This window comes from Xylanibacter brevis ATCC 19188, from assembly GCF_000621725.1.
Taxonomy (GTDB): domain Bacteria; phylum Bacteroidota; class Bacteroidia; order Bacteroidales; family Bacteroidaceae; genus Prevotella; species Prevotella brevis.
Map to the genome: position 1 here is coordinate 77,561 of NZ_JHXM01000003.1, position 22,939 is coordinate 100,499.

At 51.8% G+C, this 22,939-nt stretch carries 19 protein-coding genes and 1 tRNA gene; 14 read left to right on the forward strand and 6 right to left on the reverse strand.

The window, feature by feature from the left end:
* Window positions 1-663: 663 nt before the first annotated feature.
* The 6 genes from T433_RS0102240 to T433_RS0102270 form a co-directional block, all read right to left on the reverse strand.
* Window positions 664-1,605 carry a M23 family metallopeptidase gene (locus T433_RS0102240; RefSeq protein ID WP_027454689.1) on the reverse strand — a complete coding sequence of 314 codons (942 nt, stop codon included), beginning with the start codon at window positions 1,603-1,605 and terminating at the stop codon, window positions 664-666.
* 128 nt (window positions 1,606-1,733) lie between these two features.
* Complete coding sequence (locus T433_RS14395) at window positions 1,734-2,765, reverse strand: CapA family protein (RefSeq protein WP_081778322.1); 1,032 nt, start codon at window positions 2,763-2,765, stop codon at window positions 1,734-1,736.
* A gap of 13 nt (window positions 2,766-2,778) precedes the next feature.
* Entirely contained in the window at window positions 2,779-3,267 is a 489-nt protein-coding gene (locus T433_RS14400; protein ID WP_052356948.1) for a C40 family peptidase, read from the reverse strand.
* Between the two features lie 239 nt (window positions 3,268-3,506).
* Window positions 3,507-5,603 (reverse strand): ATP-dependent DNA helicase RecG, encoded by a 2,097-nt coding sequence (recG, locus tag T433_RS0102260; protein WP_027454691.1) that lies wholly within the window; start codon window positions 5,601-5,603, stop codon window positions 3,507-3,509.
* Between the two features lie 9 nt (window positions 5,604-5,612).
* On the reverse strand, window positions 5,613-6,266 hold the full coding sequence (locus T433_RS0102265) for a 2-C-methyl-D-erythritol 4-phosphate cytidylyltransferase (RefSeq protein ID WP_027454692.1): 654 nt from the start codon (window positions 6,264-6,266) through the stop codon (window positions 5,613-5,615).
* A gap of 7 nt (window positions 6,267-6,273) precedes the next feature.
* Complete coding sequence (locus tag T433_RS0102270; RefSeq protein ID WP_027454693.1) at window positions 6,274-6,843, reverse strand: DJ-1 family glyoxalase III; 570 nt, start codon at window positions 6,841-6,843, stop codon at window positions 6,274-6,276.
* A 155-nt stretch (window positions 6,844-6,998) separates the two neighbouring features.
* Here T433_RS0102270 and T433_RS0102275 point away from each other — a divergent pair, with 155 nt between their 5' ends.
* From T433_RS0102275 to T433_RS0102340, 14 genes are all read left to right on the forward strand, one after another.
* Entirely contained in the window at window positions 6,999-7,886 is an 888-nt protein-coding gene (locus tag T433_RS0102275; protein ID WP_027454694.1) for an NAD kinase, read from the forward strand.
* Between the two features lie 3 nt (window positions 7,887-7,889).
* Window positions 7,890-9,581 (forward strand): ABC transporter ATP-binding protein, encoded by a 1,692-nt coding sequence (locus T433_RS0102280; protein ID WP_027454695.1) that lies wholly within the window; start codon window positions 7,890-7,892, stop codon window positions 9,579-9,581.
* Window positions 9,582-9,733: 152 nt separating this feature from the next.
* Window positions 9,734-10,552 carry an ABC transporter ATP-binding protein gene (locus tag T433_RS0102285; protein WP_027454696.1) on the forward strand — a complete coding sequence of 273 codons (819 nt, stop codon included), beginning with the start codon at window positions 9,734-9,736 and terminating at the stop codon, window positions 10,550-10,552.
* A gap of 20 nt (window positions 10,553-10,572) precedes the next feature.
* Entirely contained in the window at window positions 10,573-11,451 is an 879-nt protein-coding gene (locus T433_RS0102290; protein ID WP_027454697.1) for a hypothetical protein, read from the forward strand.
* A complete protein-coding gene (locus tag T433_RS0102295; protein WP_027450528.1) occupies window positions 11,448-11,807 on the forward strand; it encodes a GntR family transcriptional regulator in 360 nt (119 codons plus the stop codon). Before T433_RS0102290 ends, T433_RS0102295 begins: the two co-directional genes overlap by 4 nt.
* 80 nt (window positions 11,808-11,887) lie before the next feature.
* Window positions 11,888-12,547, forward strand: a complete 660-nt coding sequence (locus T433_RS0102300) for an ABC transporter ATP-binding protein (RefSeq protein WP_027450527.1) — start codon at window positions 11,888-11,890, stop codon at window positions 12,545-12,547.
* Window positions 12,531-13,769 carry an ABC transporter permease gene (locus T433_RS0102305; RefSeq protein WP_027454698.1) on the forward strand — a complete coding sequence of 413 codons (1,239 nt, stop codon included), beginning with the start codon at window positions 12,531-12,533 and terminating at the stop codon, window positions 13,767-13,769. Before T433_RS0102300 ends, T433_RS0102305 begins: the two co-directional genes overlap by 17 nt.
* A 6-nt stretch (window positions 13,770-13,775) precedes the next feature.
* The gene (locus tag T433_RS0102310; protein WP_027450525.1) at window positions 13,776-15,017 is read left to right on the forward strand and encodes an ABC transporter permease; all 1,242 of its coding nucleotides are present in this window, start codon (window positions 13,776-13,778) and stop codon (window positions 15,015-15,017) included.
* Window positions 15,018-15,038: 21 nt separating this feature from the next.
* A complete protein-coding gene (locus T433_RS0102315) occupies window positions 15,039-16,157 on the forward strand; it encodes an efflux RND transporter periplasmic adaptor subunit (protein ID WP_027454699.1) in 1,119 nt (372 codons plus the stop codon).
* Window positions 16,158-16,163: 6 nt separating this feature from the next.
* Complete coding sequence (locus tag T433_RS0102320; protein ID WP_248616458.1) at window positions 16,164-17,492, forward strand: TolC family protein; 1,329 nt, start codon at window positions 16,164-16,166, stop codon at window positions 17,490-17,492.
* A gap of 93 nt (window positions 17,493-17,585) precedes the next feature.
* Window positions 17,586-17,656 (forward strand) — tRNA-Gln (locus T433_RS0102325).
* 20 nt (window positions 17,657-17,676) lie between these two features.
* Window positions 17,677-18,372: an SIR2 family NAD-dependent protein deacylase gene (locus T433_RS0102330; RefSeq protein WP_027450522.1), complete on the forward strand. Its 696-nt coding sequence runs from the start codon at window positions 17,677-17,679 to the stop codon at window positions 18,370-18,372.
* Between the two features lie 6 nt (window positions 18,373-18,378).
* Window positions 18,379-19,971 carry a pseudouridine synthase gene (locus tag T433_RS0102335; RefSeq protein WP_027454701.1) on the forward strand — a complete coding sequence of 531 codons (1,593 nt, stop codon included), beginning with the start codon at window positions 18,379-18,381 and terminating at the stop codon, window positions 19,969-19,971.
* 93 nt (window positions 19,972-20,064) lie between these two features.
* On the forward strand, window positions 20,065-22,896 hold the full coding sequence (locus T433_RS0102340; protein WP_027454702.1) for a M16 family metallopeptidase: 2,832 nt from the start codon (window positions 20,065-20,067) through the stop codon (window positions 22,894-22,896).
* Window positions 22,897-22,939 lie beyond the last annotated feature (43 nt).

The following is a 22,939-nucleotide window of genomic DNA, read 5'->3' on the forward strand; positions in this document are numbered from 1 at the left end:
TTCTCTGAAATTAATCACTTTGATGCCTGCATGCTCCAGTTACAACTTAATAGAAAACTGGCACCTTTCTAGCGGAAAAGTGGCAGTTTGACGATGCAATACCTTTTGTTTTGCGATGCAATTCGGTAAGTTTTGCGATGCAATTCGGTAAGTTTTGCGATGCAATTCGGTAAGTTTTGCTCCGCATCTAGCCCCTGGCCAGCGCCATTCCAGGGGCTAGATGCGGTCGTTTCAGCCCCTGGATGTGGTTGATTCAGGGGCTAGAAGTGGCAGTTCCAGGGGCTAGAACAAAAACTATAGTTTTGGTTCTAGAGTTTAGAACGGCCATTTCTAGACTCTAGAACTACTACTTCTAGACTTTAAAACAACCCATTCTAGAGTCTAGAAATGGGGTTTCTAGACTCTAGAATGGATGCAAAAGTGCCACTATTGGCACGTAAAAGCGTAACTATTGGCACGTGAGAATGCCACTATGAGCACGTAAAAGTGCCACTATTGACCTTTAAAAGGGAAGTAACGAGCAGTCGTTTCGGTCTTTCTACGGAGCTTGTACTGCTCCCACTAGTCTATTCGTCTTTCGGAGAGGGGCTGGGGGGGAGGCCGAAACAACAAAAAAAGAGCAAGCCTCTAAGTGCTTGCTCCTTCATATCGGATGATGATTGATTAGTATTTCAAGATCTGTCCGGGCATCAGGCGCACATTGGTGCTGATGCGGTTCAACTTGCAGATGGCATTCACCGAGGTGCGATGCTTGCGAGCAATGGCCGAAAGGGTCTCGCCCTTTGCCACTTTGTGATAGCGAGCAGCCTGCACCTCACGGCTCTGGCGCTTGCTGGCCGTGGCACGGTTCATGTTCTCCTCGAGACCATCACCGCCACGATACTCACCACCGGTGCCACGCAGACGAGTGGCCTGAGCCGACTCTGCATTGTATGTGCTCTTGCGGAAGGTGTAGAAATCGCCTGTGACGTCCTGATTGTGGAAGTCGAACATCAGCGCTGGGTTCAGGGCTACACCGCAGAGACGGGTCTCGAAGTGCAGGTGCGAACCGGTGCTACGACCGGTGTTACCACCCAGACCGATAGGATCGCCAGCGCGAACCTCCTGGTTTTCAACTACCAGATGCTTGGACATGTGACCATAGATGGTCTCCAGTCCGTTGCTGTGGCGAATCACCACGTATTTGCCATAGCCCTTTGGCTCATAGCGCACGATGCGCACCTTACCGGTAAATGCAGCACGGATGGTGTCGCCAATGTACACCTTGATATCCAGTCCTTTGTGCTGACGGCCCCAACGGGCACCGAAATTAGAGGTGATGATGCGGCTGTTGGTTGGCATGCAGAAGTCTCGCAGGTTGATGCGGAACGAGTCGGGCAACTGCGTAGCCTGGTGGGCATAACGGTTGTTCCAATCGTTGTAGAGGCTGGCTGCGGGCGACTCGTAAACTTCGTAGTCGAGCATGCGCTGCAATGCTATTGAATCTATAGCTCTCATCTTGCGATCAATAGGTGCCTGACTGGCCAATAGATCTTGACCAGCAGCTGGAATCACTGAGATAGAGGCTAATGCCACAAGGGCTATTTTTCTTATTGTTTTAAACATTCCTTAATTGATTAAGTAAAGTTATGTGTACAAAAAAATACGCTGCAAAGTTACAAAAAATAATCTATTCCCTCCAAATTAATAAGGTATCTTTTGGGGTCTTTTAACATAAAAGTTGCATTTTTACACTATTTCAAGGGTAAAATACGGCCTTTTTCATCGATACGGGCCTGACTATGAGGCACATCGCACTCGGTGAGCATACGCAACTGTTTGATAAGATTACCGGTCTTGTCGTGGCGCGGACCGACGCCTCGCGTCTGCGTCATGGGATAGACGCAGCCTTTCAGAAAACGTCCGTTTTCATCGATGCCTACCACCACCAGTGGTGCCTGACCGGAGATGCCGACAAGGCTCACATTATACGGTGTGCAGAAGTTGCCCAGACTGTAGGCTATAAAGCGATCCTTATAGACCTCGACGGCACGCATCACATGCGGACCGTGGCCATAGACGATGTCGGCTCCATGGTCTATACAGAAGTGTGCCAACTCACGAATGGAACCGCGATTCTCACCCAGGAACGACTCGGGGCCATCGGGGAGATGACACTTGTCGCGCCCCTCGGCACCGCCGTGAAACGACACGATGACGATGTCGCACGTGCTGACCAGCGAGTCAACGATGCGTGCCACATTGTCAAAATCGATATGGCGCACGGTGTAGTGATTATGACCGAAGGCACAGAGTCCTATCTTCCGCCCATGACGCTCCACGACAGCACACTCCTTCCTGCCGGCAATGCCAGCATAGAGGATGCCCTGCTCGTCGAGACAGCGCTCGGTGGACTCGATGCCTTCCAACCCGAAGTCGTTGGCATGGTTATTGGCCATGCTCAGGAAGTCGAAGCCTGCCTCCTTGAGGCGCGGTGCATACTTGGTGGGCATGCGAAAGGAATAGCTGCCAGGGCCGCCACTTTTGGTGCTGGTGCCACCATCGCAGAGCACACCTTCAAGGTTGCCTACGGCCAGGTCGGCCCGCAGCAGAATGGATTTTGAATCTTTAAAGAGATTGGCGCCATCGTTGGCCGGGAGCATCACTGTAGGATGGGTCGTGCCCATCATGATGTCGCCAACCATAGCTACCGTTAAAGTGTCAGCATGGCTGCTCAGCAAGCTGGCAGCCATGACAGTAAGGGTGGTAAAGATCGTTTTTCTCATTTCTTATTGTGCACTACTGCACACGGCGTACGCCTACGAAGCGGCGGCTGTAATAGCCATCGGTCGATTTGCTGACCTTCACGCCATCCTTTGTGCTGGCATGAATGAAGGTGAACACCTGTGTGACAGGATTATAATCGATCACAATACCTACATGGCCCACACCGCGACCCGAACGGGGACTGGTGAAGAACACAAGGTCACCGGGCTGCATCTCGCTGCGCTTCACGGGGATGTTGCGCGCATACTGGTCGCGAGAAGAGTTGCCGATATTCATATTGCTCTGGCGATAGACGTAGCTGGTGAAGCCCGAACAGTCGAACGCATTGGGACCCTTGCTGCCAAGACGGTAGCGTGCACCCAGGTGCTTATAAGCCTCGTTCATGAGGTTATCGACCATTGTTCTATCGTATTTGAAAGATTCTTTGCCATCATAGAGAAAGTCGAAGTTGTCGATCTCCTCGTCTGCGCCCACCTCATACACATCTTCAACTTCGCTCATTGCTTCTTCGAGGGTTAAAGGTTGTGACTTTGTGGTCTGTCCGAACACGGTTGTGGCGGACATCGCAAGACTTAAAATGGTACAAAAAATAAGTTTATTCATTCTCTATAAATTACCCGAGGTTACGGTTGTTTTGGTTTTGTTGGATGCAAAGATAATAAATAAATATGAGAAAAACATACAAGCCAACCGTAAATTAATAAGACTTAACATCTTTTAATTTATTCATTTTCTGCATGTTAGGAAATGGCAGACCAATTGACATTCGTTTTACGAAGCTGTTTCAGGCGATCCCACAACAGTTGAAACTTTGGCGACTCGCAGGTGGGATCCTCGTCGATAATTGCCTGTGCGGTGTCGCGTGCCATCTGCACGATCTGACCATCGCGGGCGATGTCGGCAATCTTCAAATCGAAGGCCATGCCACTCTGCTGGGTTCCCTCCAAATCGCCGGGGCCACGCAGTTTTAGGTCGGCTTCGGCAATACGGAAGCCATCGTTGGTCTCGCACATGATGTCGATGCGCTTGCGAGTGTCTTCACTGAGCTTATAGGTGGTGACGAGGATGCAATACGACTGGTCGGCACCACGGCCCACCCTACCCCTGAGCTGATGCAGCTGTGAGAGGCCAAAGCGCTGAGCATCAAGGATGACCATCACCGACGCATTGGGCACGTTGACACCCACCTCGATCACGGTGGTGGCCACGAGAATCTGGGTCTCACCGCTGACAAACTTCTGCATCTCGTCTTCCTTCTCCTTGGGTTTCATCTTGCCGTGCACACGACTCAGACGGAACTCGGGGAAGGCCTGGCGTAGCACCTCGAAGCCCTGCTCCAGGTTCTTCAGGTCGATCTTCTCGCTCTCCTCAATCAATGGGAACACGATATAGACCTGACGCCCCTGACGTATCTGCTGACGGATGCCGTCGTAGAGGGTGGTCATGCGGGTGTCGAAGACGTGGGTGGTGCGGATGGGCTTTCGTCCGGGTGGCAGTTCGTCGATGACGCTGACATCCAGATCGCCATAGAGCGTCATGGCCAGCGTACGGGGAATGGGGGTTGCGGTCATCACCAGCACGTGCGGGGGATTGGCACTCTTGGCCCACAGCTTGGCGCGCTGAGCCACGCCAAAACGGTGCTGTTCATCGACAACGGCAAGGCCTAGCTGCCGGAACTGCACAGCATCCTCGATAACGGCATGCGTGCCCACCAGTATCTGGACACTACCGTCCAGGAGTCCGTTCAGCACCTCTTCTCGTTTTTTGCCTTTCACCATGCCCGTCAGCAGTTCCACGCGCACAGGCATATCCTTTAGGAAGGCCTTGATGGTGGACAGATGCTGTTCGGCTAGGATTTCAGTGGGTGCCATGATACAGGCCTGGAAGCCATTGTCCAGGGCTATGAGCATGGTCATCAGGGCCACGAGCGTCTTGCCGCTGCCCACATCGCCTTGCAACAGACGGTTCATCTGTCGGCCACTGCTCAGGTCATGACGTATCTCGTGCATCACGCGCTTTTGTGCACCGGTCAGGGGGAAAGGAAGATTCTGGTGATAGAACGTATTGAAAATGTCGCCAATACGATTGAACACATAGCCGCGATACTTGCGACGCTGGTCGCTGGCATAGCGCAGGATGTTCAGTTGGACAAAGAACAGTTCTTCGAACTTCATGCGCACACGCGCCTTTTCAAGGTCACGACTGTTCTGGGGATAATGCAGATTGCGCAGCGCCTCATCACGACTCATCAGGTGATGCTGCGCGATGATGAAGTCGGGGATGGTCTCGGGCAACGGGGGGAGTTTCTCAACGAGGGTCTTGGTAAGTCGCTCCACGGCCCGCGAGTTGAGCCCCGCCTTCTTCATTTTCTCGGTGGTGTTATAGTAGGGCTGCATTCCCATGGCCGTGGTGTCCACCTTGCTGGCGTCGTCGAGGTCGGGATGCTGCACCTGTATGCGGTTGCCATAAACCGAAGGGCGACCAAACAGCAGGTAGTCGGTACCAATCTTGTAGTTCTGCTTGGCATAGCGACCGCCATTGAACCACACCAAGTCCATGATGCCGGTGCCATCGGTGAAGTGGGCTACGACGCGTTCCTTGCGCGGTCCCATTTCAAAGGTCTCGAAACTGAGGATGTGGCCCACAACCTGAACAAAGGGCATGTCGCCAGTGAGCTCGCTCACCTGGTAGATACGACTGCGGTCCACATACTTATAGGGATAATACTCCAACAAGTCACCAAAGGTCTCGATACCGAGCTCTTTGCCCAGCATCTTCTTGCGAGTGGGGCCTACGCCCGGCAGATAGGTGATGTCTTGTTCGAGGAAGTCGGTCATAAAAGAGGCTTATACCAGCGTTTCTGCTATTTTTAGGTCGAAAGGTGTGGTGATCTTGATATTCTCGCGGTTGCCTTCGACCATGGTCACCTGTTCGCCATAGGCCTCAACCACCGAGGCATCGTCGGTGAAAGACTCGGTATAGGGTTGCTGATTGGCGGCCTTCAGCAGTTGTATATCGAACGTCTGCGGGGTCTGTACCAAGCGGTAGTCAGCACGATAGACATTACCCTCGCCCACATGGCGCAAGGTCTCAACAACGGGGGTGACGGGAATCACGGCCTTGTGGCTGCGCGCTGCCTCATAGCAGGCACGAATCACATCGACCGACACGAAAGGACGCACACCGTCGTGCACGCCAACCACGCCCTGTGCATCGTCGGGAATCAGTGCCAGGCCGTTCTGCACGGAGTGGAAACGGGTCTGTCCGCCATCGGCCAACAGATAGGGCACATCGAACTGATAGGTGGCACAGAGTTCGCGCCAGTAGTCCTGCTGCGCCTTGGGCAGCACGAGGATGATCTGCAGATCCTTGGAATAGTCGCGGAAGCGCTGCAAGGTGCGCATCAGCACAGGTATGCCACCGATGGGTAAAAACTGCTTGGGCACCTCGCCCCCCATACGCAGGCCTTTTCCACCTGCTACGATGATGATGTAGTCCATAAACGTATCAGCGCTGCATCAGGTGTTTGAAACGCATGCCTTCAGCTATCTGGTCGGCCGTCTGCTGGTCAACCAACTGCGACAGCAGCTCGTAGGCAAAGGGGAATGCGGCGGCAGGGCCCTCGCCCGTGGTGACAGGACCATCTACGGTACAAAGGTCGGCAGTATAGGAAGCGCCTTCAAGCAACTGCTCAAAACCGGGATAGCACGTGGCGCGCTTGCCCTTCAACACACCCAACTGACCCAGCACCACACCGGGTGCGGCACAGATGGCAGCGATACGTTTACCAGCCTCGTACTGGCGGAGCACAGCTTCTCTGACACCCTGATGAGCATAGAGATTGCTGGCACCGGGCATACCGCCGGGAAGCAGCAGCAGGTCGGCATCAGAGAAATTGCAATCCTCAATCATTGCATCGGCAATGAACTGCACTTTGTGTGAGCTCTCTACCACCTGGCCCTCGCCCGTGGTGCTCACCGTTACTACTTCCACACCGCCACGACGCAACACATCGACGGGTATCAGGGCCTCGACATCCTCAAAGCCGTTGGCCAGAAATACATAAACTTTTGCCATATCTTGATTGTTCAATATAACTTCTACTTCAACTTCTTGATGGAGCAAAGTTAGCAAAAAAACCGCAATAATGCCTATTTTTTCGACAAAAAACCGCATTTCATGACAATTTATGTATTATTTTTGTACTTTTGCAAAAACAAAACGAATGAGATATGCCACAACAACCTTTTCGCTTCGCGCTTTTCGGTAACGTTTACCAACACGCCAAGTCGGCCGCCATCCGCCAGGTGCTGACCACCCTGCAGGAGTATGGTGCCACCGTACTCATTGACGAGGAGTACTACGACTTCCTTTGTTGTTCGGAGATGATCGATGTGCGCAATTACCAGACGTTCAGCGGCTGTAGCTTCGAGGCTGACTTCGCCATCTCGATGGGCGGTGACGGCACACTGCTGAAGACGGCCAGCCGGGTGCGCGACAAGCAGATTCCTATACTGGGTGTGAACATGGGGCGACTGGGATTTCTGGCAGACATATCGCCACGCGAGGTGGAGTCGTGCTTCAAAGCTCTGTTCACTGGCGAATACCGGGTGGAAGACCGTGCGCTGATACAGGTGCACACCGACGGCGAGAGACTGACAGGCTACAACTGTGCGCTCAACGATGTGGCTATACTGAAACGCGACACGGCATCTATGATTTCCATACGGGCCTCGGTCAACGGCGAATACCTCACCACCTATCAGGCCGACGGACTGATTGTCTCGACACCGACGGGCTCTACGGCCTACTCGTTGTCGAACGGTGGTCCTATCATCGTGCCGCAGACGGGCGTCATGCTCATGACGGCTGTGGCGCCCCACTCACTGAACGTACGTCCTATTGTGCTTCCCGACACGGCCACCATCGAACTGACGGTGAGCAGTCGTAGTCATACGTTTCTCGTGGCCATCGACGGCCAGGCTGAAAAACTGCCTGAGGGGACCACGCTACGCCTTTCGCGCGCGCCTTATCAAATAAAGGTGGTGAAACGCAACAGCACACACTACTTCTCGATGCTACGCGAGAAAATGATGTGGGGAGCTGACGGCAGAAACTAAACCATGAGGCTACTAAAGCTACTACACAAAAACGAAAGCCACTACACAACGAAAGAGATTTTCAAATGGCTGTGGCGGGCACTGAAGGGCAACAGACTTCAGGCCTCGATGAACGCAACCATCGGACTGGTCGGCGTGGGCTTCAGCCTGCTCTCGGTATGGGCCATGCAGCGCGCCATCGACATTGCCGCACATGCTTACACCACCGATTCGGATCAGAAGACGGCACTCTACTGGGCCGTGGGACTGATGGCACTCATCATACTGGGCGAGTTTGCCGTTGGCATCTCGCGCGTATGGGTACGTAACATACTCGGTGTGAAGGCGCAAAACCGACTGCAACAGCACATGCTGGCACGACTGCTGCGCTCGGAATGGCGCGGACGTGAGGCCATGCACACGGGCGACGTCATCAGCCGACTGGAACAGGACGTGAAGACGGTGGTGCAGTTTCTCACCGAGACCATGCCTTCGGTGCTCTCGACCATCACTATGTTTATCGGTGCTTTCTTCTACTTGCTACAAATGGATGTATGGCTGGCATGCATCACGGTGGGCATACTGCCTATATTCATCCTGATAAGCCGGTTCTACGTAACACAGATGCGCCGCTTCTCACGAAAGGTGCGCGACAGCGACAGCCGGGTGCAGAGCCTGCTGACCGAGACTATGCAGCACCGCATGCTGGTGAAGACGATGGAGGCCGACAACCTGATACTGGACCGACTGAGCGACACGCAGACGATGCTGCGCGGATGGGTACGCCTGCGCACGGCATTTTCGGTGACAAGTCATCTGTTTCTGAACGTCGGCTTCTCGCTGGGCTACCTGATAGCGTTTCTATGGGGCGCCCTGCGCATGCAGAGTGGCACACTGACCTTTGGTGGTATGACGGCATTCCTGCAACTGGTGTTCCGCATTCAGGGACCTGCACGCGAGCTGACCCGACTGGCGCCTGCCTTTGTCAGCGTATTCACTGCCGCCGAACGACTCATGGAACTGGAGGAAACACCGGAGGAGCAGCAGGGAGAGGCCATCATGTTGCCGGCACCTTGCGGCATCCGTTTCGAACAGGTGACATTCAACTATGGTGCCGACGGACAGCAACCTGCGATGGACAGCTTCTCGGCAGACTTCAAACCAGGAACGTGCACGGCCATCATGGGCGAGACTGGATCGGGAAAGACCACACTGATACGACTGCTGCTGGCGCTGGTGAAGCCTCAACAGGGAGAGATTCTTCTCTATGGCGACCACCACGAAGCCACATCACTGTCACCGCTGCATCGTTGCAACTTTATCTATGTGCCACAGGGCAACACGCTGTTGAGCGGTTCGCTGCGCGACAACCTGCTGCTGGGCAACCCACAAGCTACCGACGAGGCTATGAGGGAAGCACTCAGCAAGGCTTGTGCCGACTTTATCGACGAGCTACCACAAGGACTAGACACGCACTTCTCGGAACTGGGCGGTGGGCTGAGCGAGGGACAAGCACAGCGCATCGCCATTGCACGTGCACTGCTGCGACCGGGAAGCATCCTGCTGCTGGACGAAGCTACCAGTGCACTTGACACAGAAACTGAACGAAAAGTACTTGAAAACATTCTCAGCGACCATCGTCGCACCGTTATCTTCGTGACTCACCGCACCGCGGTTATAAATTACTGCGACCAGGTTATCACCATTGGTCAATAGTAATAATAAACAAGGTGGATTTGTTAAAGTTTTGTTAATTACGTAAAATAATCGGCCAAATATTTGGTTGGTAACATCAAAACATCTACTTTTGCGGTGTACTATTAAACTGGTACACTATTACTGAAGTGTTTTTAAGTTATAAAATAAGTATGATCAACGTAAACAACATTAACTTTAATTATGCCAGACAGAAGCATCTGGTATTTGACAACTTCAGTTTGACGCTGGAGGAAAATCGTATCTATGGTCTTCTTGGCAAGAACGGTACTGGTAAATCAACCTTGCTCTACCTGCTTTCTGGCTTGTTGCGCCCCACTGCGGGTAGTGTGAGATGTGATGGTATTGCCACCTACAAGCGACAGGCAGAGATGTTGAGCCGTATCTTCTTGGTTACTGAGGAGTTTGAACTCCCTGCAATCCATCTCTCTGAGTATGTGAAACTCTACAAGCCATTCTATCCCCAATTCTCAGAAGAGATTTTGAAGGACTGTCTGGCTGACTTTGAATTGCCCGAGGATGTGCATCTGGGAAAACTCTCAATGGGACAGCGCAAGAAAGCCTACATTGCCTTTGCAATAGCTACCAATACGCAGTATCTGTTGATGGACGAGCCTACGAATGGGCTGGACATTCCTTCTAAGTCGCAGTTCCGCAAAGTGATTGCACAGCACATGACAGACGACCGTACGGTGATTATCTCTACCCACCAGGTGCACGATGTAGAACAGTTGCTCGACCACGTGTTGATTCTCGACCAACGCAGCGTGCTGCTGAATGCATCTATGCAGGAGATAGAAGAGAAGTATGTCTTTGAATATCGCACACCACAGCAGATGGATGCCGATGTGCTCTATGCCGAACCCACGCTCCAGGGCAATGCCGTCGTTGCCAAGCGCAAAGAGGGCGATGCTGAGACGCAGGTCAACCTTGAACTATTGTTTAACTGTATTACCCAAGCAAAGTTTTAACTAAAAACCGAATAGAAAAAATGGAAAACTTCAATATAAAAAGATTTGGTCAGGCACTGAAGTGCCACTTCCTCGTATCACGTAAGTCGTGGATCCGCATCTTTGGCATCTACACGTTGGTCTTGTTCTTTGCTAACTTGTTCTTTACGCGTGTGGAAGGTATGAGATATTCAGCGATGGTGGAATTCTTTCAAGGAGAAGAATTGATTTTCCAATATTCTACTGTTGTAAAAGACTCAACACCTTTCTTCATGATATTCTTTTATATTGCTATGCTCTTTGGTGCCAGCTCTCTGTTTTCGCAGATGAAGGATACACGCAAGCGCTCTGCTTATTTGCTTTGGCCTGTGTCGAATTGTGAGAAATATATCATCAGTCTGCTTCACTCTGTCGTTCTGATGGCCGTTGTCACCATTGTATCTATCATTGCGGCAGATGCACTGCGCATCTTGACAGATGCCATTACTGGACGTATCATAGTGTGGGGCGTTCCTTTGTATGTGGATTTCCTCTCAGATGATCTTGAATGGCAGAAATTATTGTTAGTTGCAACCTGGATGTTCTATTACCATTCTCTCTACATCGTAGGCGGTACGCTGTTCCGTCGTCTCCAGTTCCTGCCAACGAGTGCTATTATTATCATTGCCACGATTCTGCTGGCGATAATCATCAAACAGACGGGACTGGACAAAATAGACTATCACTTCTTAGAGTATCAACAGGACAAGATGTATCAACTATCTAACGGTAAAACTTTTTACACCTATCGTACAATTTATAATCTCCGCTTCTATTTCGCTTTGCTGGGCGGCTGGTTTGTCATCGCAGCTCACTACTGGGCTTCGTATAAGATCTTCTGCCGCATACAGGTGATAAACAATAAATGGCTGAACGTATGATTTTTAATTCTGATAAACCGATTTTCTTGCAGATGGCCGATAGGCTATGTGACGAGATACTGGCCGACAAGTACAAGGACGACGACCGCATCCCATCGGTGCGTGAGTACGCTGTACTGCTGGAGGTGAACACCAACACCGCCGTGAGGGCCTATGATGAATTGGCACGTGCGAACATTATATATAATAAAAGAGGACTGGGCTACTTTGTGACTAAAGGGGCGAAGAAACAAATTATGAAAGAGCGCAAGCACGTGTTTATGAAAGAACAACTACCGGAACTGTTCCGACAGATGCAACTGCTGGGTATAACGTTAGAAGATGTTAAAGAGGCGTATGATATGCAACAAACCTGACATTGCGTGCGTCTAAGAACTAAAAAAACGATACTTCGTTATGACGTCATATCATTATAACGAATATTATAAAGAATCGAATGATACACTTAGAGAACATCAACAAAACCTATTTCGGCGCACAGCCATTGCATGTGCTGAAGGGCATAAATCTCGACATCGAAGCAGGCGAGTTTGTCAGCATCATGGGAGCCAGCGGCTCGGGTAAGTCCACCTTATTAAATATATTAGGTATCTTGGACAACTACGACTCGGGAATCTATGAACTAGCAGGCACACGCATCTGGAACCTGTCGGAGAGAAAAGCCGCAGAGTATCGTAACCACATGATTGGATTTATCTTCCAGTCGTTCAACCTGATCAACTTCAAAACGGCGGTAGAGAACGTAGAGCTGCCCCTGTTCTATCAGGGGGTGAGCAGGAAGAAGCGCCACCAGCTGGCTCTGGAATATCTGGAGAAGCTGGGACTGCTAGACTGGGCTGAACACTACCCCAACGAGCTCTCAGGCGGACAGAAACAGCGCGTGGCCATTGCACGTGCACTGATCACAAACCCGAAGATTATCCTGGCCGATGAACCTACGGGCGCACTGGACTCGAAGACCAGCGTAGAGGTGATGGAACTGCTGAAGAACCTGAACAAGGAGGAACATATCACGCAGGTCATCGTGACGCACGACCCTGGCGTGGCACAACAAACCAACCGAATCATTAGAATCAAGGATGGAGTTATTGAATGAGATATGGCAAACGGTGCAACGCAACAAGCTGCGCACCGGCCTGACAGGTTTCGCAGTGGCATGGGGCATCTTCATGCTGATTGTGCTGTTGGGTGCAGGCAACGGACTGATCAATGCACAACTGCTGCAAACCAACCGTTTCCTGTCGAACTCGATGGTGGCTTTCGGCGGCTGGACGTCGAAACCGTATCAAGGCATGAAGGAGGGACGCATGATTCAACTGCAGCAACGCGACATTGCCACCACCGACAAGGAGTTCAAAGGGACTATCGACGAGGTCGGCGCTCAATATCGCGTGAGCCCACTGGTGAGTCATGGTTCTCAGTACCTGTACCCACAGGTCATGGGTGTGTACCCAAACCATATCCGCATTGACAAAGTGGACATGACGCAGGGTCGATTCATCAACACCATCGACATCCGCGAGAAGAGAAAGGTGCTGGTGATTAGCGAAAAGCAAGCCAAAGAGTTGGAAGCCAAACTGGGTGACAATATCAACCTGGGAAATTTCTCGTTTAAGATTGTAGGCATCTACAAGGAACAAGAAAACGGACAGCCCTATATCTTCTCATCATACACGGCCATCAAGGGTATCTTTGGCACCAACAGTAGTGATGCCGGCAACATTGAGTTTACGTTCCATGGACTGGACACCGAGAACGATAACGAGGCTTTTGAGAAGAAATACCGCAAGCGACTGAATGCAAACCACATGGTACACCCTGAAGACGAAGGTGCCATCTGGCTCTGGAACAGACACATGCAGAACATGCAGATGAACAAAGCTATCGGCATCATGAGAATGGCTCTGTGGATTGTAGGCTTGTTTACGTTGCTGAGCGGCATCGTGGGCGTTTCGAACATCATGCTGATCACCGTGAAGGAACGTACACACGAGTTTGGCATCAGAAAGGCCATCGGCGCCAAGCCGTGGGCAATCCTGAAACTGATCATCACCGAGAGTATCATCATCACCACCTTCTTTGGCTATATCGGCATGGTTCTGGGCGTGGCCACCTGCGAATATATGGATGCCACAATAGGACATACGAAGGTAGATGCCGGACTGTTTAAGGCGTCCATGTTCATCAACCCTACCGTGGGCATCGACATTTGTATCGAGGCGACCATGGTGATGATTATTGCCGGCACCATTGCAGGACTGATTCCTGCACTGAAGGCGGCAAAGACCAGACCTATTGAAGCACTTAGAGCAGATTAAGAACTTATGAGAATAGACTTAGACAACTATCGTGAAATCCTTGACACTCTGACCCGCAACAAGAGTCGTTCGCTGCTGACTGGCTTCGGCATCTTCTGGGGTGTGTTCATGCTGGTATCGCTGATAGGCGGAGGACAAGGACTGAAGGAACTGCTGAACTCTAACTTTGAAGGGTTTGCCACAAACTCAGCTCTTGTATGGGCTCAGCCAACGTCGAAAGCATACAAGGGCTTCCGCAAAGGACGCTACTGGAATATGGAATACAGAGACACCGAGCGACTGCGCCAGCGCGTGCCAGAACTCGATGTAATCTCGCCCATACTCTACGGCAATGGTGGTTCGGCCTATTATGCCGACAGAAAAACTTCTATCGACGTGAACGGCGTGCTACCTGAATATCAGTTCTTCAATAGTCCGAAGATGTTCTACGGACGCTTTCTGAACGACATGGACATCGCCCAGAAACGCAAGGTGTGCGTCATTGGCAAGAAGATATACAAGGAACTGTTCCCTGGCGGTGGCAACCCCTGCGGAAAGTTCATCCGCGTGGACTCCATCTACTACCAGGTGATTGGTGTGGACTATAATACATCGGGAGGCATGACGGGTAGCGACGGCTCAAAATTGCTGTTGCCTATCACCCAGATGCAACAGGTCTATAACCGCGGTAACACGGTGGACATGATTGCCGTCACAGGACGACCAGGCGTGGTGATGACTTCCATCATCCCGCGTATCCGCGAGGCTCTGGGAAGAGCACATACCATCGATGCCAACGACGAACAGGCCATTATGGTGTTCAACACCGAAGTGCTGTTCCAAATGCTGGACTCACTGTTTCGCGGTGTCAACTTCCTGATATGGCTCGTGGGATTGGGCACACTGCTGGCCGGTGCCATCGGCGTTTCGAACATCATGCTGGTGACCGTGCGCGAACGTACCATAGAGATAGGAATACGTCGCGCCATTGGTGCCACACCCAGAATGATCCTGTCGCAAATTGTGGCAGAGAGTATCGTGCTGACGCTGGTGGCAGGTATGAGCGGCATTCTCTTTGCCGTGTTTATCCTGCAAATGCTAGAGATGGGCAATACGGAAGACGGTATTGTGAGTGCCCACTTCCAGGTGGACTTCTGGACAGCCATCATGGCTGCCTTGGCTATCGCCATGATGGGCGTATTAGCAGGTATCGCTCCTGCAGCACGTGCCATGAGCATCAAACCCGTAGATGCAATGAGAGACGAATAAAAACAATAAAACATAAAGATTATGAAAAAGTACATGAAACTCATCATTGCGAGCATCATCGCACTGATATTCATCGGAACCTTTGTGTTCCTGTGGCAGAAAAGCCAACCCAAAGAGGTGGTTTACACAGAGTTTACACCTGAAACAACCGACCTGAAGAAGACAACGATCATCACTGGTAAGATAGAACCACGCAACGAGGTGAGCGTGAAGCCTCAGATCAGCGGCATCATTGCTGAACTGATGAAAGAGCCTGGCGACTTTGTACAGCAAGGCGAGGTGATTGCCAAAGTAAAGGTGATACCAGACATGGGCCAGCTGTCTAGTGCCGAGAGCCGTGTACGACTGGCTGACATTAACCTGAAACAGGTGGAGAAGGATTTCTCACGCACACAGTCACTGCACAACCAGAAACTGGTCAGCGATGAAGAGTTTGAGAAAAGTCGTCAGCAACTGAAACAGGCACAGGAAGAGAATGCTGCTGCCATCGACGCATTGCAGGTGGTACGCGATGGTGTGTCAAAGTCGAATGCCTCGGCATCGTCAACGCTGATTCGCTCTACCATCAGTGGCATCATCCTCGACATCCCCGTAAAGGTGGGTAACTCGGTCATCAACTCTAACACATTCAACGATGGTACAACCATCGCTACGGTGGCTAACATGAAAGATCTGATCTTCCGTGGCAACATCGACGAGACCGAGGTGGGCCTGCTCTCTATCGGCATCCCCATGAAGATCACCATCGGTGCTCTGCAGGATATGCAGCTCGACGCCACACTGGAGTATATCTCGCCAAAGGCAACAGAGAGCAATGGTGCTAACCAGTTTGAGATAAAGGCTGCCGTGCTGCTGCCCTCACTAAAAGAGGAAGGACAGAGCTTGCGCTCGGGCTATTCGGCCAATGCTGAGATTGTGCTGGCTCAAGCACAACAGGTGCTGGCTATCCCCGAAAGTGCCATCGAGTTCAGTGGCGACAGCACCTTCGTTTATTTGGTGAAGGGTGAGGGCAAGCAGAAGACCTACGAGCGCCAGCCTGTGGTGACAGGCCTGAGCGACGGTGTGAACATTGAAATCAAGAAGGGCCTCACCGCCAAACAGAAGGTGCGCGGTCCGCAACTGATTGCTGAAGAACAATAAAACGACATGAAGATGATGAACAAAAGCATAGCATTTCTACTCTTCGCCGCTGCGTCGCTGCCCATGAATGCCCAAAAGGCATGGAGCCTGCGCCAGTGCTGCGACTATGCGGTGGAGCACAACATCACTGTAAAGCAGTATGACAACCAGCGCCGCCAACGCGAGCTGCAGCTATCCACTGCCCGCAACTCGCGCCTGCCAGACCTGAATGCCAGCGCAGGACAGAACTTCTCGTTCGGTCGTGGTCTGACGGCAGAGAACACGTACACCAACACGAACACGTCATCGACCTCGTTCTCGTTGGGCACAAGCATTCCTCTCTTCACGGGATTCCAGATTCCAAACAACATCCGACTGAACGAGTTGAACCTCGAGGCCGCCACACAGGACCTGGAGAAAGCACGCAACGACATCCGCATGCAGGTGGCACAGGCTTACGTACAGATACTCTACGACCTGGAACTTTCTGAGGTGGCACACCGACAGATAGCCATCGACTCTGCTCAGGTGGCACGACTGCAGGCCCTGCTCAACGTGGGGAAAATCAGCGAGGTGGAACTGGCTCAGCAAAAGGCAACACTCTCGCAGAGTCAACTCACGGCAACACAGGCCGACAACAACCTACAACTGGCTTTGCTCTCAATGACGCAACTGCTGGAACTGGAAAGTCCCGAGGGCTTCATGGTGGAACGCCCACAGGTATCAATGCTTACCGCAGAACCTGTTGCCATCACGCCCGACGACATTTTTGCCGAGGCGCTGGCCATCAAACCCGAGATTCAGGCACAGCAACTGCGACTGCGCTCTACAGACAACAACATAAAGATTGCACAAGCCGGACTCTATCCTCAGCTCAGCTTCAGCGCAGGTCTTGGCTCTAACTACTACAAGACTTCGGGCTTCCCTGCCGAGACATTCAGCAAACAGATAAAGAACAACTTCAGCCAGTATCTGGGCTTCAGTCTAAACATACCCATCTTCAACCGCTTCCAGACACGCAACAATATCCGTGCTGCCAAGTTGGAGCGCAACAACCAGCAACTGCAGTTGGACAATACGAAGAAGGCACTCTATAAGGAAATCCAACAAGTGTACTACAATCTGGTGGCCGCCAATAGCAAACTGAGCAGCAGCAATCAGGCACGTCAAAGCAGTGAGACGGCATTCCTGCTGACACAGGCAAAGTATGAACAGGGCAAAGCCACACTGACCGAGTTCAACGAGGCTAAGAACAACTATCTGAAAGCCGAGAGCGAGCTCACGCAGTCGCGTTATGAATACCTGTATCAGCAGGCCTTGATACTCTTCTACCGCGGACAAGAGCTATCACTGTAGGACGTAAAAAAACTGAATAATATTTGGTAGTATCGTAAAAAAGCGCTACCTTTGCAGGCGATTTCAAGAAGAATCGCCTGTTTTTATTTTTTTTGGACGATGGTGTAATGGTAACACTACAGGTTTTGGTTCTGTCATTCCCGGTTCGAATCCGAGTCGTCCAACTTCATACAGGAGGAAGCTTATGAAAAAGAAAATCGTTGTTTTGACGGGTGCAGGTATGTCTGTGGAGAGTGGTCTCCGCACATTCCGTGATGCTGATGGCTTATGGGAGGAATATCCCGTTGCCCAGGTAGCTACACACGAGGGTTGGGAAGCCGATCCTACACTGGTGACGAACTTCTACAACATGCTGCGCAAGAAGTGTTGGGGTGTGAAACCCAACGAAGGACACCGACTGGTAGCTGCACTGGAAGAGAAGTACGACGTCACCGTGGTAACGCAAAACGTGGACAATCTGCACGAGATGGCTGGTTCGACAAAGGTCATCCACCTGCATGGCGAACTGATGAAGGTTTGTTCTAGCCGCGATGTAGATGACCCACGCTACCAGCAAACGCTGACACCCGACAACTGCGAGATTGAGCCAGGCACAAAGGCTGGCGATGGATCGCTGCTTCGTCCTTTTATTGTTTTCTTTGGCGAAGCCGTTCCCAACATCACCATTGCTGCAGAAGAGGCCATGAGTGCCGACATCTTTATCGTCATTGGCACCAGCCTGAACGTTTATCCCGCAGCAGGTCTTCTTCACTACGTGCGCCCCAACGTACCTGTTTACCTGATTGACCCCAACCCCGTGAGTGCTGGAAGCAACGTCAAGCAGATTCTGAAAGGAGCAAGTGCCGGCATGCAGGAACTGAGCGAACTGTTGATGAAATAGCTTATTGTGCGGTTCCACCAACTAATCACATCCCTTCAACCACCCGTCAAACTGAACAATCCGTTTGACTATGAGCCTCATCCGCTGTCACTATTGGCTGCGGAACAGGTTGCTGATTATATAAAAGATAAGGATGACTGGTGCGAGGAGATCGCTGCCGGCAAGATGTTTGGCGTGCTGGTGTGTCAGGATGCAGAAGGAAAACTGGGATTCCTGGCGGCCTATAGCGGACAACTGGGCGGACGAGCCGATTGGCCATGGTTTGTGCCAGCCGTCTTCGACTACCTGCAACCCGATGGCTATTTCAAACAGGAAGAAAGCGCTATCACGGCCATCAACCATCAGGTGGACACCATGGAGAACAGTTATCAGCTTCTGCATCTGCGACAAGAGGTGGCCCGACTGAAAGAACAGGCCGATGCAGAGGTGAACGACTATAAGGAGATGATGCGCAAAGCGAAAGAGGTTCGCGCCGCTGCCACCGTACGAACAGAGGCAATGACACGCGAGAGCCAGTTTCAGAAGGCCGAGCTTCGCCGACTGAAAGCACGCTGGAAGGAACGCATCACAGAAGCCGAACGCGGTCTTTCACCTTTGGAAGACCAGATTACTCAGTTAAAACAAGAACGCAAGCATCGCTCCGATGCACTGCAACAGTGGCTGTTCAGCCAGTTCGTCATGCTGGATGCGCGTGGCGAACGCCAATCTCTCTTAGACATCTTTGCACCAACCTCACAAGGTATTCCACCGTCAGGAGCCGGCGAGTGTTGCGCCCCCCGACTGCTTCAGTATGCCTTCATGCATCATCTTCGTCCGCTTTGCATGGCTGAGTTCTGGCAAGGAGCATCGCCAAAGATGGAGATACGCCACCACGGCCAATACTATCCTGCCTGCCAAGGCAAGTGCAAGCCTATCCTTTCGTTTATGCTCCAAGGCCTGGAGGTAGAACAGCTGACGCCATCAGCAAAGACATCCCCGCTAGACATCATCTATGCCGATGCAGACATCGTGGTGGTCAACAAGCCAGCAGGGATGCTATCGGTACCGGGAAAGACGGAGGCCACATCTGTCTATGACCTTCTGAAGGCCAGATATCCACAGGCAGAAGGGCCCATCATTGTGCACCGCCTGGACATGGACACGTCTGGCATCATGGTGGCTGCTCTTTCCCTCAAGGCCTACCACCACCTGCAGAGTCAGTTTATCAATCGTTCCACACATAAGGAATACATCGCTTTAGTACAGTCAAAGAACCACTTTACTCATCGTAAAGGGCAACTTTGCCTACCTCTACGCGCAGATATAGACGACCGTCCACGCCAGTTGGTGGACTTTGAGCACGGTCGGCATGCATTAACCACCTACGAAGTGCTCTCAGAAAGCCAACACATCGTGCGTCTGAGACTGGTGCCTCACACAGGGCGCACCCATCAGTTGCGCGTGCATTGCGCTCATCATCAGGGACTCCAAGCCCCCATTCTGGGCGATAATCTCTATGGAAAAGCCTCCGACCGTCTCTATCTGCATGCAGAAAAGTTGTCATTCACCCACCCCACCACCGGCGAAGAGCTTACTTTCTGCGCCCCAGCACCTTTTTAATCAACGTATAAAAAACATTAATTAAAAGCATCAATCACTATCAATTCATAAGAAAACACCTACCTTTGCTAAAAATATACTATTTAATAACAAATAAAAATGAGAAAATTATTCATTAGTGCACTGTTCCTAATAATCAGTGCGGTGTCAATGGTGGCCCAACAGATGCCCCCCATTCCCGTTGACCCAGAGGTACGAATTGGTAAGTTGGACAACGGTCTGACCTACTACATCCGTCATAACGAATGGCCCGAGCACGTAGCCAACTTCTACATTGCCCAGCGCGTGGGTTCTATTCAGGAGGACGAGACGCAGCGCGGTTTGGCTCACTTCCTTGAGCACATGGCTTTCAACGGCTCGGAGAACTTCCCCAACAAGCCCGGCAAGAGCATCATCGACTTCACCCGTTCGCTGGGTGTTGAGTTTGGTAGCGACCTGAATGCCTACACTTCTATCGACCAGACCGTCTATCGTGTCTGCAACGTGCCTACATCTAAAGGCCAGGCAGCCCTCGACTCTTGTTTGCTGATACTGAAAGACTGGTCATGCGGTCTTTCGCTCGAAGCCGACGAGATTGACAAGGAGCGCGATGTGGTTCACAACGAATGGCGCCTGGGTGAAGGTCCCTCACAGCGCATGATCACCCGTTCACTTCCAAAGATATATCCGGGTTCAAAGTATGGTGAGCGCATGCCTATCGGACTGATGAGCGTCATCGACAGCTTTAAGCCTGCCACACTTCGTGCCTATTACCAGAAGTGGTACCGCCCAGACAACCAGGCCATCATCGTCGTTGGCGACATCGATGTCAACCATACCGAGGCTATGATCAAACAGTACTTCAGTGGTATCAAGGTGGCTGCCAATGCTGCACAGGTAGTAGCCGAGCAGGTGCCCGACAACGAAGAGCCTATCTTCGTCTTCGAGAAGGACAAGGAGATGCGCATCAACAACATCCTCCTGTTCATGAAACACGATGCCACACTGCCCGAGGAGAAGGCCAACATGGACTACCTGCTTGAGGTATATATCAAGGGTGTTATCTCTCAGATGTTCAATGCTCGTATGCGCGAACTGGCTGAGGACCCCAACTGTCCTTTCCTGCAGGTAGCAGGCGATGACGACGACTATCTGCTGGCAAAAACCAAGGGAGCCTTCCAGATGATGAGTGTGCCCAAGGAAGGACGCGACATGGAGACGCTTTACACCATGATCCGTGAAGCACGTCGTGTGGCTAAGTTTGGCTTTACCGCCACCGAGTACGAGCGTGCCAAGGCCGACTACCTGAGTGCTCTGGAGAAGCAGTACACCAACCGCGCCAAGATCACCAATGCGCAGTATGGCGACGACTATCGCGACAACTACCTGTCGAACGAACCTATCCCTTCTATCGAATCACTCTATCAGATCATCAACCAGATTGCGCCCAACATCCCCGTTGAGGTGGTCAATCAGGTGTTGCCCCAGCTCATCAGCGACAGCGACAAGAACCTCGTGGTGATGGAGTGGGCACGCGAAGCCGACGGACTGACCTACCCCACCGAGGCCGACATGAAGGCTGCCGTGGCTAAGGCTCGTGCCGAAGAGCTCGTTGCCTATGTTGACAACGTGAAGAACGAGCCCCTGATGGCCAAGTTGCCAAAGGCTGGTAAAATTAAGAAGGAAAAAGAGAATAAGGCCCTTGGCTACAAGGAGCTGACCCTTTCTAACGGTGCTACCGTCATCCTGAAGCCCACTGACTATAAAGACGACGAGGTTCGACTCGAGGCATTTGCCATGGGCGGCAGGTCACTCTATGGCGAGAGCGACTTTGCCAACCTGAAAGTATTCGACCAGGTGATCGGCTATAGCGGTCTCGGCAACTTCTCAAGCACAGAGCTCAGCAAAGCCCTTGCTGGTAAGAACGTCAATGCCGATGCCACTCTTGGACTGACACGTCAGTATATCACGGCACATGCTACGCCTAAGGATCTGGAGACCATGTTCCAGATGATGTATCTCTACTTCACCGCCGTCAATAAGGACGAGAAGCAGTATCAGAACCTGATGACCCAGATGGAGATGCAATTGAAGAACAAGCACCTCTCTCCCGATGCCATTTACAGTGACTCTCTGACCAACACCATCTACTGCCACAATCCCCGTTTCCAGAACTTGGAGGTAGAGGACCTGAAGAACATCAGCTACGACCGCATCCTGGATATCCATAAGGACCGTTTCAAGAATGCGTCTCAGTTTACTTTCATCATCGTGGGTAAGTTCGACGAACAGCAGATTCGTCCCTTCATCGAACAGTACATCGCTGCTCTTCCTGGCAAGGGTAAGGCCGACAAGTACAAGGATGTAAGAACCATCGCCACCGGAGAGATTGTGAACAAGTTTACACAGAAGAGCGATTCGCCCAAGGCTACTGCCGTTGAGGTATGGACAGCCACGGCTCCCTACACGCTCGACAATATGGTGAAGCTCGATGCTGCCGGACAGATCCTGTCTATCCTCTACCTGCGCACCATCCGCGAAGAAGAGAGTGCTGCCTACTCTTGCGGTGCTTCAAGCCAGTTCTCACTCAGCGGCACCCAGCCACTCATGCAGTTGCAGGCCTACTGTCCCATGAACCCCGACAAGGCCGAGATTGCCGTCAGATTGCTGCACGAAGGTATCGAGAAGGCTTCTCAGGAGATTGATGCCAACGACCTGGCTCAGGTGAAGGAGAACATGCTGAAGAATGCCGATATCATGGCAAAGAACAATGGCTACTGGATGAACACGATCAGCACCTGGAAGGAGTACGGTCTGGACACCCACACCGACTATAAGAAGACCATCGAGGCACTGACACCTCAGTCGCTCAGCCAGTTCATCAAGAATCAGATTCTGAGCAGTGGCAACCACGTTGAGGTTATCATGACCCCCGAGGCCAAATAACCTTTTAGACATACCCCATAAAGAAGGGGCATCGCTCGGTTGA